At 44.3% G+C, this 13,704-nt stretch carries 13 protein-coding genes; 9 read left to right on the top strand and 4 right to left on the bottom strand.

Annotated elements, in window-relative coordinates:
• Positions 1-33: 33 nt before the first annotated feature.
• The 3 genes from ACFOJ8_RS08870 (at position 34) to ACFOJ8_RS08860 (ending at position 2,901) form a co-directional block, all read left to right on the top strand.
• Positions 34-936, top strand: coding sequence for a fumarylacetoacetate hydrolase family protein (locus tag ACFOJ8_RS08870; protein ID WP_380656054.1), 903 nt, complete (start codon positions 34-36; stop codon positions 934-936).
• Between the two features lie 54 nt (positions 937-990).
• On the top strand, positions 991-1,365 hold the full coding sequence (locus tag ACFOJ8_RS08865; RefSeq protein WP_380656052.1) for a YisL family protein: 375 nt from the start codon (positions 991-993) through the stop codon (positions 1,363-1,365).
• Positions 1,366-1,497: 132 nt separating this feature from the next.
• Complete coding sequence (locus tag ACFOJ8_RS08860; RefSeq protein ID WP_380656049.1) at positions 1,498-2,901, top strand: alpha-amylase family glycosyl hydrolase; 1,404 nt, start codon at positions 1,498-1,500, stop codon at positions 2,899-2,901.
• Between the two features lie 106 nt (positions 2,902-3,007).
• Here ACFOJ8_RS08860 and ACFOJ8_RS08855 read toward each other — a convergent pair whose 3' ends face one another.
• The 3 genes from ACFOJ8_RS08855 to ACFOJ8_RS08845 are packed head-to-tail and all read right to left on the bottom strand — an operon-like array spanning position 3,008 to position 6,028.
• Positions 3,008-4,351 carry a CoA-disulfide reductase gene (locus ACFOJ8_RS08855; protein ID WP_380656047.1) on the bottom strand — a complete coding sequence of 448 codons (1,344 nt, stop codon included), beginning with the start codon at positions 4,349-4,351 and terminating at the stop codon, positions 3,008-3,010.
• A gap of 2 nt (positions 4,352-4,353) precedes the next feature.
• Complete coding sequence (locus ACFOJ8_RS08850) at positions 4,354-5,196, bottom strand: DegV family protein (RefSeq protein WP_380656044.1); 843 nt, start codon at positions 5,194-5,196, stop codon at positions 4,354-4,356.
• Between the two features lie 19 nt (positions 5,197-5,215).
• A complete protein-coding gene (locus ACFOJ8_RS08845) occupies positions 5,216-6,028 on the bottom strand; it encodes a Cof-type HAD-IIB family hydrolase (RefSeq protein ID WP_380656041.1) in 813 nt (270 codons plus the stop codon).
• A gap of 109 nt (positions 6,029-6,137) precedes the next feature.
• On the opposite strand from ACFOJ8_RS08845, the gene ACFOJ8_RS08840 reads away from it, so the two are divergent.
• Positions 6,138-6,446 carry a metal-sulfur cluster assembly factor gene (locus tag ACFOJ8_RS08840; protein WP_380656038.1) on the top strand — a complete coding sequence of 103 codons (309 nt, stop codon included), beginning with the start codon at positions 6,138-6,140 and terminating at the stop codon, positions 6,444-6,446.
• Between the two features lie 101 nt (positions 6,447-6,547).
• Here the strand turns inward: ACFOJ8_RS08840 and ACFOJ8_RS08835 are convergent, their stop codons facing one another.
• Positions 6,548-7,369: an undecaprenyl-diphosphate phosphatase gene (locus ACFOJ8_RS08835; protein WP_380656035.1), complete on the bottom strand. Its 822-nt coding sequence runs from the start codon at positions 7,367-7,369 to the stop codon at positions 6,548-6,550.
• A gap of 180 nt (positions 7,370-7,549) precedes the next feature.
• Here ACFOJ8_RS08835 and clpB point away from each other — a divergent pair, with 180 nt between their 5' ends.
• From clpB to ACFOJ8_RS08810, 5 genes are all read left to right on the top strand, one after another.
• Entirely contained in the window at positions 7,550-10,138 is a 2,589-nt protein-coding gene (clpB, locus tag ACFOJ8_RS08830; RefSeq protein ID WP_380656032.1) for an ATP-dependent chaperone ClpB, read from the top strand.
• Between the two features lie 231 nt (positions 10,139-10,369).
• Complete coding sequence (ehuB, locus tag ACFOJ8_RS08825) at positions 10,370-11,254, top strand: ectoine/hydroxyectoine ABC transporter substrate-binding protein EhuB (RefSeq protein WP_380656029.1); 885 nt, start codon at positions 10,370-10,372, stop codon at positions 11,252-11,254.
• 66 nt (positions 11,255-11,320) lie between these two features.
• Complete coding sequence (gene ehuC / locus ACFOJ8_RS08820; protein WP_380656026.1) at positions 11,321-11,983, top strand: ectoine/hydroxyectoine ABC transporter permease subunit EhuC; 663 nt, start codon at positions 11,321-11,323, stop codon at positions 11,981-11,983.
• Complete coding sequence (ehuD, locus tag ACFOJ8_RS08815) at positions 11,983-12,684, top strand: ectoine/hydroxyectoine ABC transporter permease subunit EhuD (RefSeq protein ID WP_380656024.1); 702 nt, start codon at positions 11,983-11,985, stop codon at positions 12,682-12,684. The genes ehuC and ehuD overlap by 1 nt, the downstream gene beginning before the upstream one ends.
• A complete protein-coding gene (locus tag ACFOJ8_RS08810) occupies positions 12,681-13,457 on the top strand; it encodes an amino acid ABC transporter ATP-binding protein (RefSeq protein WP_380657127.1) in 777 nt (258 codons plus the stop codon). The genes ehuD and ACFOJ8_RS08810 overlap by 4 nt, the downstream gene beginning before the upstream one ends.
• The last annotated feature ends 247 nt before the right edge of the window (positions 13,458-13,704 follow it).

Raw genomic sequence — 13,704 nt, 5'->3', positions numbered from 1 at the left:
TAAAGGAAATACACATATTAAGGAGCGTATTCCATGAAATTTCTAACATTTGAATATCGGGATCAGACGTACTATGGCGTTAAAGTAAAACGTGAGGAAAGTGCATGGATTCTTCCGAAACTTTTTGAAGCTTTCGGGGACGATAAAAACTATCCCAAAACATTGTTAGAAGGTATCTCTAGATATCATACATTGGATTTCCAGGAACATGTTCGAAAATTAGTGGAAAAAGCACAGCAGTCCGGTAAAGCAGATAAATACAAGGCGTCATTCAATGAAATCACATTCCGTGCGCCTGTGACACCGCCGAACAATGTCATTGCATTTGGTAGAAACTATAAGTCTCACGCAGAAGAGCTAAACAACGAAGTTCAAAGTCTTTATGTGTTTACAAAGGCAGCTTCAAGCCTTTCAGGCGATGAGGAAACAATACCAAATCATCAGGACATCACTTCACAGCTCGACTATGAAGGCGAACTCGGTGTAGTAATTGGTAAGCGTGCTGAGAAAATACGGAGTTCAATGGCGCTCGACTATATATACGGTTATACAATCATCAACGACATTACGGCACGTGATCTTCAAAAGGAGCATCACCAGGCATTCCTTTCAAAAAGTTTAAAAGGAGGATGCCCGATGGGTCCATTTATCGTAACGAAAGATGAATTACCGAATCCGGAACAGACTTCTATTGTCACAAAAGTCAATGGCAAAATTAGACAAGACGGTAGCACAAAGGAGATGGTGTTGAAACTGGATGAACTAATTGCGGAAGTATCAAAATATGTTACTCTCGAACCGGGTGATGTGATTGCGACAGGTACACCAAGTGGGGTCGGGGCAGGCATGAAGCCACCCCAGTATCTGCAACCTGGTGATGAGGTGCGTGTTTCGATCAATGGAATCGGGACATTGACGACATATATCGACAAGTAATCTCTTCTGAAATATGATAAGATATTCATGATTCATATTTGAAAGGAAGATTCGATGATACACTTGCATTTGACAGCAATCGTGCTGGCAGTCATCCTATTCATCATCACGTACAATTCAGTGGATACTCCGGATGGTCAGTCCGCTTACTCCAAGCCACTGCACATGGTCCTGAGACTCATCTACCTTATCGTCATCTTTACAGGTCTTATGATGTTCCTTGATTACGGTAGTAGCGATCAGATGATGTACGGTCTTAAGTTCCTATCTGGTCTGGTTTCTATCGGTCTGATGGAAATGGCGTTGATTAGGCAAAGAAAATCCGGAACTGGACGAAATTTGGTCATCATACTGATTGTATTTCTGATTGTAACGATTGCCCTCGGCATATATCTGCCAGCTGGTCCTTTGACTGCACTTTTCTCATAGGCTAAAGCAGGGCCTAGGCACTCTCAAAGAGTGCCTTTTTTTAATGTAAATTTGTGAACGTTTATTGACATGTACTTATTTTGAAATTTTATCTAGTATACTGGCATTATAAAAACAGAAGGTAGGATAGCAATGAGGAAACTAGTGATATATGTGGCAGTCCTGCTTGCAGGCGTTGGCATCTTCAGTCCACAAGCTTCTGCCCAAGATAGAGAGGCTGAGCGCATCTATACGGTCATTGTAGACCGTTTCTTGAATGGTGATGATTCCAATGACGTGAACGTTACTGAGGATAAAAGCGAGGCGCTGCCGTTTGGTGGCGATTTTGTCGGTATTGAGAATAATTTAGAATACATACAGGAGATGGGGTTTAATACGGTAATGCTCTCTCCGGTATTTGAAAAGGCCGATGATGACTACCTCGGCTACGATGTCGAGAGTTACGAAGAGATTGCAGCGTCATTCGGCGGTGGGGAAGCACTCGAGAATCTGATTGATGCTGCCCATGCACGCGGTATGAAAATCATCGTTGATATGCCGGTTATAGTAGTCGATGGTTATGAAGTGCTGGACACCCCGGTATTGAGCGATATTCAACAGAGTTACTATGATACAACCGATGTCCAGTTCATCGATTTGACTGATATAGACAATCAGGCACAATATCAAGAGATGGCCCAGACATTCGTTGACGAATATAATGTCGACGGACTGAGCATGAATGTCATCCAGAGTGATATCGACGCCCAGCGCTTTATGCCAGAAGGCGTGGAAACGTATGCGATCATTGAAGGTGAGAACGTCACTGTGGAAGGCTTCGATCATACGACCGATCCAGCACTGCGAAACGCCATCATTGAGGCATTCAGTACAGTAGATACCGAAATACCGGAATATCCGACGGAAGATATACTGCTGCTTGCAGATCACTGGTTCACAGAGCGTTTCACGATACATGCAGTCGAAGCGAACATGTTTCCAGGCACACGTATCAGTCAGCTGATCACCTATTTGTATGGCTACCCTGGTGCAATTGCTTTCCAATACGGCACAGAAGTTGCCTTCAACGGGTCGGACTTCCCTGAAATCCATCCGCAGATGGATTTATGGACGGATAAGGAAGTGGTCGACCACATCGTCGCACTCAATGAGGTCTTCTCAAAATATCCGCAACTCTATAATGGAGAGCGGGAAGTAATAAAGAACGCAGAAGGACATTACGTTCAGCGTTACCGAACGTCGGATGTTGATTTTATCCTGAACATCAACGACAGTTCCGTAACGAAGAGTGTCGATGTACCAATAGAGGCAGAAGACGAAGGGAAAATGCTCAGTGGTCTCTTGATTGGTGATCTACTGCGTAGCAGCGATACTGAGGGCGATGCATTTTACGCAATTCTCGATCGGGAAGAGACGGAACTCTACGCTATCGTTGAAGAAACTGGATTCAACAATGGCTATCTCTATGCCGGTCTTCTCATATTTGGTGGATTCGGTATATTCATCTGGTTTGTAGCTAAAAGACGTAAGCGTTGAAATCGCACATTATAACTGTTGTGTACGAGATCTGATCATTGAATATCTTTAATTGTAATCTACAGAATGCCCCCTCCTAGATTTCTAGGAGGGGGGGCATATTTCGTCATTCTTTTAATTTTTTCATCTTTTCTATCGCCTTATATCCGACCATGTTGAGTACACTTTTTGGGCTAGAGTAAGGTGGAGAATAGGCGACTTCGATGTTGGCAAGGTCCATGGCAGTGCCGCCAAGTCGAATGTGTGCGGCGAGAACATCGATGCGTTTGTCGACGCCTTCGGTACCGACAACAGCAGCCCGAAGGATTTTTCCATCACTCTTTGACACATGGAGGCGCACGTGAATCGGTACACTATCTGACATATACCCTGCTTTATTTTTCTGCTTATGATCGATAACGAAATGTGGATAGCTATCAAGCTCTGACACCTGCAGTCCGAGTGTAGCAATATCATGATCGAAGAATCTGATGATATTGGTACCAAGTAGACCTTCGAAGCGTGCCGCTTTATCACCACTGATGTGGTTGCTTATGATATAAGCCATGCGGTGTGCGCCCCAGGCCAATGCGACATTGACGGGGTGATCCAGATGCTGGTAAGAAGTTTCTATGGCGTCACCGACGGCATAGACATCTTTGTAATTAGTCCGACCGTACTGATCGACACATATATACCCGGCTTCATTCAAAACGACATTGGAGTTTCTGAGGAAATCAGTTCGTGGCGTAATACCGATGCCGGCAATGATCATCTGTGCATCAATTTCTTCACCTGTTGATAGAGTGACCGTGTCTCCGACGACTTCCACAATTTCTGCGTTTAATTTTACATCGATGCCCTTTGCTGCGAGTTCATCTACGATGAAAGCACTCATGTCGGGCTCGAGAGGATGATATAGATTTTCTGAACGATGGACAAGCGTTACATCGATGTCCCGGTGGACAAGGTTTTCAACCATCTCTAGACCAATATAACCACCGCCGACAACGACTGCATGCTTAATAGTCTTATTGTGCATGTGGGCTTTAATCTCATCCAGATTTTCAAGTGTGTGGAGGACAAATGCCTGTGGCACATCAAGCAGTGCAGGAATGGTTCGCGGGGCACCACCAGGCGATAAGATGAGATAGTCATATTCAGCGTCGAACGTTCGATCATTCAGTATATCTTTGACCTGGACCTTCTTCTTATCAGCATCGATACCAGTCACCTGATGATATGTTCTGACAACGATATCACGTTCCATGAAGCTTTCCGGAGTCGCTGCGATGAGCTGATCACGCTCCTTGACCTCCCCACCGATGTGGTAGGGCAGTCCGCAATTTCCGTAACTGATATCGCGGCCTTTTTCATATATAGTGATGTCGATGTCTGGGTCTATTCTACGTAATTGGGCAGCAGTTGTCGCACCGCCTGCCACTCCACCTACAATAATTACTCTAGGCATCATTACACTCCTTCATTGAAATAGAACATGGCGACTGTACCGTTTCCGGTATGACTGCTGATTGTCGGACCGATTGTACTGACTTCAACTTCGGAAACTTTCGTTTCAGCCAGTATTTTGTCTTTCAGCTGCTCTGCTTGGGAGGCTGCATCAGCATGAGTGATATGCACTTCGTGTGTAACATTATCTGCAATCAGGTGCTGAATCATACTGTTGTGCACTTTTTTAACGCCACGATGTTTCTCAAGTGGTACGAGCTTGCCTTCTTCGACATGAAGGAGCGGCTTGATATTGAGTAGTCCACCGAGGAACGCCTGGCCTTTTGACAGTCGACCGCCTTTGGCAAGATAGTCGAGATCCTGAACTGTAAAGAAGTGGCGGATTGCTTTGACATCTTTCTCGAGTCTCGCGAGGAGCGTGTCTTTATCGAGTCCTTCTTCCAAGTAGGCATGCGCACGCTCGATGATCAGACCCAGCCCATAGCTTGCTGCTTTTGTATCTATGAGTGTGATATCCGCTTCCGGATGGTCTTCAAGAACGGTGTCCCGTGCAATGACCGCACTCTGATAGGTGCCTGAGAGCTCACTGGAGAATGCGACATAGAGTACCGGCTCGTTTTTCTCCACATATTTTAAGAATACTTTCGTAAAATCTTCCGGATTGGCTTGGCTGGTAAGTGGACGCTTTCCGTCTTTAATGCTCTTGAGTACTTCCTCACTTGAAATTTCGTGCTGGTCTAGATAATCCTTGTCGTCGATTGTGATTTTAAGCGGTATCATTTCAATTCCCATTGTTTTCAGCGTCTCTAAGGAAATATCAGAACAGCTGTCTGCGATCAATTGCATACGATTGCTCCCTTCTTTATTATAAATTCAATTTGAAAAAGTCATTCAGGAAATGGCCAATGCCATCGTTGTTGTTTGTATCCGTCTTATGGTCTGCTACCTCTTGAATTTCGTCTATGGCGTTACCCATGGCGACACCATGCTCTACAAAGCGCAACATCTCAGTATCATTATCTTCATCACCGAAAGCGATGGTATGTTTTTTATCGATACCCAAATAGCCGCGGCAATAGTCGACACCGACTGCTTTATTGATGCCCTTTTTGATAATCTCGATGACTGGATACGGCGCCCCCCAGCGGCGATGTTCGATTGTTTCCGCGAAAAGATCATCGAGTGCTTGGCGAATCCCTGGCACTTCCGGTTCCTCAGCTTGGATAAGAATTGAGGTCGGTCCGCTTTCTATGTTCTGTGTCAGATCGCCAATCTTGACCTGGGGACTGCCCATACCGAAAGCTTCGAACAATACTTCATCGTGGTAATGAATGTAGACATGATCTTTCACTTCAGCAATAATGTTTTGGATGTTCAAGTCCGGGACACGTTTGACGATCTCACGAGCCACTTCAAGATCCAGTTCCTCGTGTACGGTCTTGAAATATAGATCTTGCGGGTGGTGAACAAAAGCACCGTTGAAATTGACAATCGGCGTATCCATACCGAGTTCGCGGTAGAAAGGCTCACTCGCTCTATAGGGGCGGCCGGTTGAAATCATGAGTGCGTGACCGCGTGTTTTAAGTTCAAATAATACTTTCTTGGTGAATGGGCTGATGATTTTTTCGTCTGTCAGCAGCGTGCCATCCAGGTCCAAGCATATAAGGTGTTTTTCCATTACGTTAAATCTCCTTGTCGATATTCATAAAACTATCATATCATTTATGTTTATATAGTGTAATTTTTTTGATATATTAATAGTATATACTCTGGAAGGAGTGAGATAAATGGATAAAGCAATGGAAGAAAGCATGATGGGCGCACTCGAGAACGTCATCGACCCTGAACTTGGCATCGATATCGTCAATCTCGGTCTCGTCTACGGTGTGCACCTAGACGAAGATGGCAGAGCAGGCGTTGAAATGACTCTGACATCCATGGGCTGCCCGATGGGACCACAGATTGTGGACCAAGTCAAGACAGCACTTTCCGAACTGCCTGAAGTCAAAGAGACGGAAGTTAACATCGTTTGGAATCCACCATGGGATAAAGATAAAATGAGCCGTTACGCTAAAATTGCACTCGGTGTAAGCTAAGCTATCATATAGTGAAGTCCTCCTGATTCAGGAGGACTTTTTTTCTGCATAAAAAAACCGATCGACGCTGTGGTCGACCGGTCTAATATTATTTTTCTATACTAGGTGAATAGGGAGTACAGAATGGAAAATGTTCCTAGTGCGAAACAGTAGTAGGTGAAGATAATCAAGTTGCCGTGTTCCATGATACCCTGTAGCCACTTCAAACCGAAGTATGTGGCGATGATGGCCGCAATGAACGATAGGGCATAAGGGAGGGCGAGTGTCGTGAGTTCAGGATCACTGGCTATGTCCCCAATAGAGATGAGTGCTGTTCCGAGTGATACTGGGATATAGAGCAAGAAAACAAACCGCAGTGCGTTCTTCTGGTTCATTCCGACACTCATCGCACCGACAAGGCTGGCACCGCTTCGGCTGATACCAGGCATGAGTGCAACACACTGTGCAATACCGACGATGATTGCATCTTTTAAATTCAAATCACCGTCTCGTTTGACACCCCTTTTATTCTTGATGAACCAAAGGGCAACACCAGTTACAAGTAGCATCACTCCAACTGTCAGCATGGAAGCACCGTCACCGATAATGTCTCCGAGCAGAATACCGAGCACACCGACCGGAATGGTCGCAATGACGAGATAGATAGTGTAGCGGAAGTCTGTCTTCGCTTCCGCATCACGTGCGCCTTTGAACAAGTAGCGACTTAAATTCACAATGATTGCTGTAATATCCTTTCGATAAATATAAAGCACCGCAATCAGTGAAGCAGTGTTCAAAAGTATTTCAAAGGATAGCCCTCTTGCCTCTATGCCTAAAAGTTCACGGGCAATGACCAAATGTCCGCTTGATGAAACAGGTATAGGTTCTGTAAAGCCTTGCAGCAGTCCCAAAAATATGTAACGTATAATTTCAATGATATCCATTTTCAAACCTCCTAAAGACTTAGCTTATAATATAAAATAAATACCCGATAAAAGCTATTGATTACTTGAAAAATAATAGGGTAAGTGTATAATATAATTAAAGGTCAAAAAAGGTCAAATAAATTACGAATGCTTTTCTTTAAAGTAATTGAACACTATTTCAGTAAAGAGGTGAGGTAAATGGATATTAACAAGATGACCTATACCGTCCAGTCCATCATCGAACGCGCACAGTCGCTATCAGTGGATATGAAGCTCCAGTCGATCGAGGTGGAAGCGATCATGAAGGCACTGCTAACCGTGGATGACAGCATGGCACGCGACGTGCTTGAACGTGCCAATATCGATGTCGACCAGATGCTTGATAGATATGACGATAAGTTATCCAAATATAATGTCGTCAAAGGCGATAATGTCGAATATGGCCAGTATATGTCGAACGGCTTTACCCAGCTTGTAAACCGTGCTGAGAAAATCATGGCAGAGATGGAAGATGAGTACGTCTCAGTCGAACATATGCTGCTTGCAAGTATACAAACAGAAGCTGTAATGAAAGAAGCGGTCGGCAATAAAGAAGAAGTGATCAAAGAAATCATCAATAAAGTCAGAGGAGGGAATCGTGTGACAACACAAAATCCGGAAGTTCAATATGAAGTGCTTGAAAAATATGGACGCGATCTGGTGGAAGAAGTGCGCAGTGGGAACGTGGATCCCGTCATCGGACGGGATGAAGAAATCCGCAACTCAATCCGTATCCTAAGCCGTAAACGCAAGAACAATCCTGTACTGATTGGTGAGCCGGGTGTCGGTAAGACAGCAATTGTGGAAGGCTTGGCACAGCGCATTGTCCGCAAGGATGTACCAGACAGCCTTCTAGATAAAACCATTTTCGAACTTGACCTTTCTGCACTGGTTGCAGGGGCCAAGTTCCGTGGCGAGTTCGAAGAACGTCTCAAAGCGGTGCTTAAGGAAGTAAAAGAATCGGATGGCCGCATCATTCTATTCATCGATGAAATCCATATGCTCGTTGGTGCAGGCAAGACGGAAGGGGCCATGGACGCCGGCAATATGCTAAAGCCGATGCTCGCTCGGGGTGAGCTCCACTGCATCGGTGCGACGACGTTAAATGAATACCGAGAGTATATCGAAAAGGACTCTGCGTTAGAACGCCGCTTCCAAAAAGTGCAGATTCCAGAACCTGACGTCGAAGACACGATTTCCATACTACGCGGATTGAAGGAACGTTACGAAGTACATCATGGTGTCAGAATTACGGACCGTGCCCTCGTGGCCGCAGCAGAACTATCAGACCGTTACATCACTGATCGTTTCCTCCCGGATAAGGCGATAGACCTCATGGATCAGGCAAGTGCTACGATTCGCACAGAGATGGGTTCAAATCCGACTGAGCTTGACCAGATCAACCGCCGGGTCATGCAACTTGAAATTGAGGAGCAAGCACTAAAGTCAGAGGACGACTCTGTTTCAAGAGCGCGGCTGACAGAACTCCAAAAGGAATTGTCAGAAGCACGTGAAGGACAGCAGACTCTCGCACAACGTGTAGAAAAAGAAAGAAGCCAGATTCAGAAAGTTAACGACAAGCGCGAAGAAGTGGACCGCACCCGTCAGGAACTTGAAGATGCAGAGAACAACTATGAGCTTGAGCGCGCCGCTGAGCTCCGTCACGGCAGACTGCCGCAACTTGAGCGTGAATTGCATGAACTGGAAGAAAAACTGCAAGAAGAGAGTGCTGGTGAAAACCGTATCATCCGAGAAGTGGTAACAGAGGATGAAATCGGCTATATCGTGAGTCAGTGGACCGGTATACCGGTATCGAAACTGGTCGAAACAGAAAAGGATAAATTGCTCAAACTCTCCGACATCATGCATGAACGTGTTGTTGGTCAGGATGAAGCGGTGGATCTCGTTGCGGATGCTGTCATACGGGCACGCGCAGGCATAAAAGACCCGAATCGTCCAATTGGTAGCTTCCTGTTCCTTGGTCCGACTGGTGTCGGTAAGACGGAACTTGCAAAAACTCTTGCGGCTACAATGTTCGATTCCGAGAAGCATATGATTAGAATCGATATGAGTGAGTACATGGAGAAACATGCCGTATCCAGACTGATCGGTGCGCCTCCGGGTTATGTTGGTCACGAGGAAGGTGGCCAGTTGACAGAAGCCATTCGCCGTCAACCATATTCCGTCATCTTGCTGGATGAAGTGGAAAAAGCCCACTCAGACGTATTCAATATTCTGCTTCAGTTGCTCGATGAAGGGCGTCTAACCGATTCGAAAGGACGCTCTGTGGATTTTAGGAATACAATCATCATCATGACATCAAATATCGGTTCTAGTCACTTACTCGATAATGTCAGACAGGACGGAGAGATTTCTGATGATACGAAAAGCTATGTCATGAAAGAAATCCATCAGTATTTCAAACCTGAAATCATTAACCGTATGGATGATATCGTCATCTTTAGTCCATTGTCCAAGGCACATATGAAAATGATCACGGATAAACTGATTAGCGATCTGAACAGACGCCTTGCAGATCAGCACATGACGATTGAGGTAACTGACGCCGTCAAGGACTGGATTTCCGATGAAGCCTATGAACCGCAGTTTGGCGCCAGGCCACTCAGACGCTTCATCCAGCGTCATATTGAAACGCCGCTTGCAAGGAAGCTCATTGAAGCGGACATGACAGAGGGTATTGACGTAAAGATAGACTATCGCGATGGTGAACTTCAATTTGATATGTAGTGTAAAGCCGCACCTATGATGGGTGTGGCTTTTTTTGTTACATAGTTTTAGTGTGAATTTGACTCGTTATCATAGAATTTTTCAACTTAAAAGACATAAATAATGCAACCACAAAAATCAATAATTGGGCATTATTTCTTTTTATGGCGATTTGACACATATAATGAGTTCTGTATACTGAGAGCGTACACGTGCTTAATCAGCAAAATATATCACTGAAAGGGAGATTTTTTGAAGAACTACGCACGATTATTGACACTTGGCCTTGTGCTCGCGCTTGGAGCATGTGGTAATGGAAGTTCAGACTCCGACGAAGGTTCGGGAAAACTGGATGAACTTCAAGAAAACGGAACAATTAATGTTGGATTTGCGAACGAACCGCCTTATGCCTACCAAAACTCAGAGAGCGGCGAACTTGAAGGTGCAGCGATCGATATTTCTCAAGCAGTATTCTCAGAAATGGGAATTGATAATGTCGAAGGTCGTTTAACAGATTGGGGCGAGTTGATTCCAGGAGTACAAGCTGGCCAGTACGACGCTGTAACGGCTGGTATGGCAATTCAACCGGATCGATGTGACAATGCGCTTTTCGCTGAACCTGAGATGCAATATGGCGAAGGACTCATCGTTGCTTCAGGTAACCCACTGAATATCCACAGTTATGCTGATATCGCAGATAATCCGGATGTGACTGTGGCGCTGATGGAAGGAACGACACAATTTGAATTCCTTGAGGAAGAAGGTGTAGATTCAAGCCAGTTCATGTCAGTTGGAGACATTCCTGGGCAACTATCTGCTGTTCAGTCTGGAAACGCAGATGTAACAGCAGCGACTGACGCAACACTTAGAAGGGCATACGAATCACTCGATAGTGACGATATCGAACTCGTGGAGGACTTTGAACAACCTGATATCGAAGGTATCCCAAGTTTTGGTGCTGTAGCTTTCAATCTCGAAGACGAAGAACTTCGTGAAGCTTATAATGAGGCATTAGAAACATTGAAAGAAGATGGCACAATTGATGAGGTCTTGGATAATGCTGAAGGATTTACAGCAGAGGATAACCGCGTAGAAGTCGGCGAAATGACAACTGAGCAGCTTTGTGCAGGAGAATAAAATTACTAGGTCCAGTCATTCCTAAGGAAACACTGGACCTTTTATTGTTATAAAAGGAGTGAAAAAATGTTTGGTACTGGGGTGAACATACTAGAATTTCTATCGCAGGGTGTATGGACGACAGTGAGTATTTTTCTGGCCTCCGCATTGTTAGCGTTCATAATGGCATTCGCCACTGGTCTTTTAAGGCTCGCAAAAAATCCACTGATCCGTGGTTTCACCACTGTCTACGTTGAAGTTTTTAGAGGTACATCTTTGATTGTACAACTGTTTTGGCTCTATTACGCTGTACCAATGCTATTCAACATTAACCTCGGTAGCAATTGGTGGGTCGGCGTCATCGCAATTGCTTTAAACTACGGGGCGTACATGTCAGAAGTGGTCAGAAGTTCTATTCTTTCGATCAATAAAGGCCAGACGGAAGCAAGTATTGCGTTGAACCTTTCAAGGTTCCAACGTATGCGCTACGTCGTAGTGCCTCAAGCTCTAAGATTGATGTTACCTGAGTTTGGGAATTACTCTATTCAGATTCTTAAAGGCACGGCACTGGTCTCTCTAATTGGACTGACAGACATATTATATTATGGGGACATTTATCGTTCTTCAAACCTGTCTCAAGGACCAATGGCTTACATGATGGTACTAGTCATGTATTTCATTATTGCACTGCCACTCATCTGGCTTTCTAAAAAAGGTGAAAAAATCTCTGGGAAAGGGGTGGCTAACTGATGACATACTGGAGTTGGGAAACATTCCTCGACGCATTTCCACTTATTTTGGAAGGGCTCAAGATTACACTTGGGCTTACGGTAGTCAGCTATTTACTAGCATTAATTATAGGTTTCGTATGGTTGATACTTGAATCGACACCGTTCAAACCATTTAACTTCGTAGTGTACTGGATCCGAGAATTCATCCGTTCGACGCCACCGATCGTACAGATTTTCTTTCTATACTTTGCGTTTCCGATGGTACCTTATATCGGAGTGTCGTTTACACCATTTGTAGCTGCCATGCTCGCTCTCGGCGTTCACTTTTCTACATATATTAGTGAAGTCTATCGCTCAGGAATCGGTAGTGTCGATAAAGGCCAGTGGGAAGCTTCAAAAGCACTAAACTTTTCGATGCGCGATAAGTGGACGAAGATTGTGCTGCCGCAAGCGCTGCCGCCTACAATTCCTATGCTTGGTAACTACTTGATCATATTGTTTAAAGAAGTGCCACTTGCAGCAACCATCGGCGTGGTGGGCATACTGAGTATCGCAAGGAGTTACGGTTCTCAAACATGGTCCTATATTGAACCGCTAACCATTGTAGCTATATTATTCCTATTGCTAAGTTATCCTTCTAGTTTATTAATTAGAAGGCTTGAGAATAAAATGAACCATCAATTTGATAAAAAGCAGAAGAAAGTGGAGGCGGTTGAATAATGGAGCCGATTGTACAATATGACGACGTCCATAAATCATTTGGTGATACCCATGTTTTAAAGGGTATCAATCTTGATATCCATCCGACTGAAAAAATTGCGATCATTGGACCGAGTGGGTCCGGGAAAACTACTATTATTCGTCTTCTTATGACACTTGAAGAACCAACCGATGGGGACATCATAGTGGCTGGAGAGAATCTTTGGAAGATGAAAGTGAACGGAAAAGAAAAGACAGCTAATGAGAAACACCTTCGTTCCGTCAGGAAAGATATCGGAATGGTATTCCAACACTTTAATCTATTCCCTCATAAAACGATACTTGATAACTGTGTCATGCCCCTTATACAAGTAAAGAAAATGAAAAAAGAAGAAGCGATCGATCTTTCTAAACAAATGCTTACACGTGTTGGTTTGGGAGATAAATATGAGATGTATCCTTCTAACCTTTCTGGTGGACAAAAGCAACGCGTCGCCATGGCGCGTGCGCTCGTCATGAAACCAAGAATAATGCTTTTCGACGAAGTCACATCTGCGCTCGACCCAGAACTCGTTGGAGAAGTACTGGAAGTAATTCGAGACCTTGCTGAGCATGAAGAGATGGCGATGGTACTTGTTACTCATGAAATGGACTTCGCTTTAGAGATTGCAGACCGTGTATTGTTCTTAGACGATGGTGTCATAGCGGAATCCGGTACTGCTGACGAGGTCATTAACAAATCTGAAAATCCTAGGTTACAGGAATTTCTGAAGCGTTTCAGAAAAGAAGTGTAGATTGGGAAAAAACACTACTTCTTTAGTGAAACCACTAATTGAAGAAATTAACTGATAACTGAATTCGGTTTGACGCAATCGATTTTCCCCTTTGATGTAGTCATCTAACGGTAATAAAAATAATGCCCGCAGAAGTTAAAACTGACCTGAGACCACTAAAGTTTACAGATGAATAAAATAATTTTTGCTGAGATTCTAATTGATTAGAATCTCAGCTTTTTATGCGGCAATCTTGCGCAATTCGACA

It is taken from the genome of Salinicoccus sesuvii, from assembly GCF_042648145.1.
In the GTDB taxonomy this organism is placed as follows: Bacteria; Bacillota; Bacilli; order Staphylococcales; family Salinicoccaceae; genus Salinicoccus; species Salinicoccus sesuvii.
Note: the sequence above shows the minus strand (reverse complement) of the source record. Positions and strands in the feature narration are given on the sequence as shown.

Coding starts and splice junctions, on each gene's coding strand:
- ACFOJ8_RS08835 (WP_380656035.1), bottom strand. CDS start 7,369: ATGGATATCATTGAAATTATACGTTACATATTTTTGGGACTGCTGCAA.
- clpB (WP_380656032.1), top strand. CDS start 7,550: ATGGATATTAACAAGATGACCTATACCGTCCAGTCCATCATCGAACGC.
- ACFOJ8_RS08845 (WP_380656041.1), bottom strand. CDS start 6,028: ATGGAAAAACACCTTATATGCTTGGACCTGGATGGCACGCTGCTGACA.
- ACFOJ8_RS08855 (WP_380656047.1), bottom strand. CDS start 4,351: ATGCCTAGAGTAATTATTGTAGGTGGAGTGGCAGGCGGTGCGACAACT.
- ACFOJ8_RS08850 (WP_380656044.1), bottom strand. CDS start 5,196: ATGCAATTGATCGCAGACAGCTGTTCTGATATTTCCTTAGAGACGCTG.
- ehuD (WP_380656024.1), top strand. CDS start 11,983: ATGACATACTGGAGTTGGGAAACATTCCTCGACGCATTTCCACTTATT.
- ACFOJ8_RS08860 (WP_380656049.1), top strand. CDS start 1,498: ATGAGGAAACTAGTGATATATGTGGCAGTCCTGCTTGCAGGCGTTGGC.
- ACFOJ8_RS08865 (WP_380656052.1), top strand. CDS start 991: ATGATACACTTGCATTTGACAGCAATCGTGCTGGCAGTCATCCTATTC.
- ehuC (WP_380656026.1), top strand. CDS start 11,321: ATGTTTGGTACTGGGGTGAACATACTAGAATTTCTATCGCAGGGTGTA.
- ACFOJ8_RS08840 (WP_380656038.1), top strand. CDS start 6,138: ATGGATAAAGCAATGGAAGAAAGCATGATGGGCGCACTCGAGAACGTC.
- ACFOJ8_RS08870 (WP_380656054.1), top strand. CDS start 34: ATGAAATTTCTAACATTTGAATATCGGGATCAGACGTACTATGGCGTT.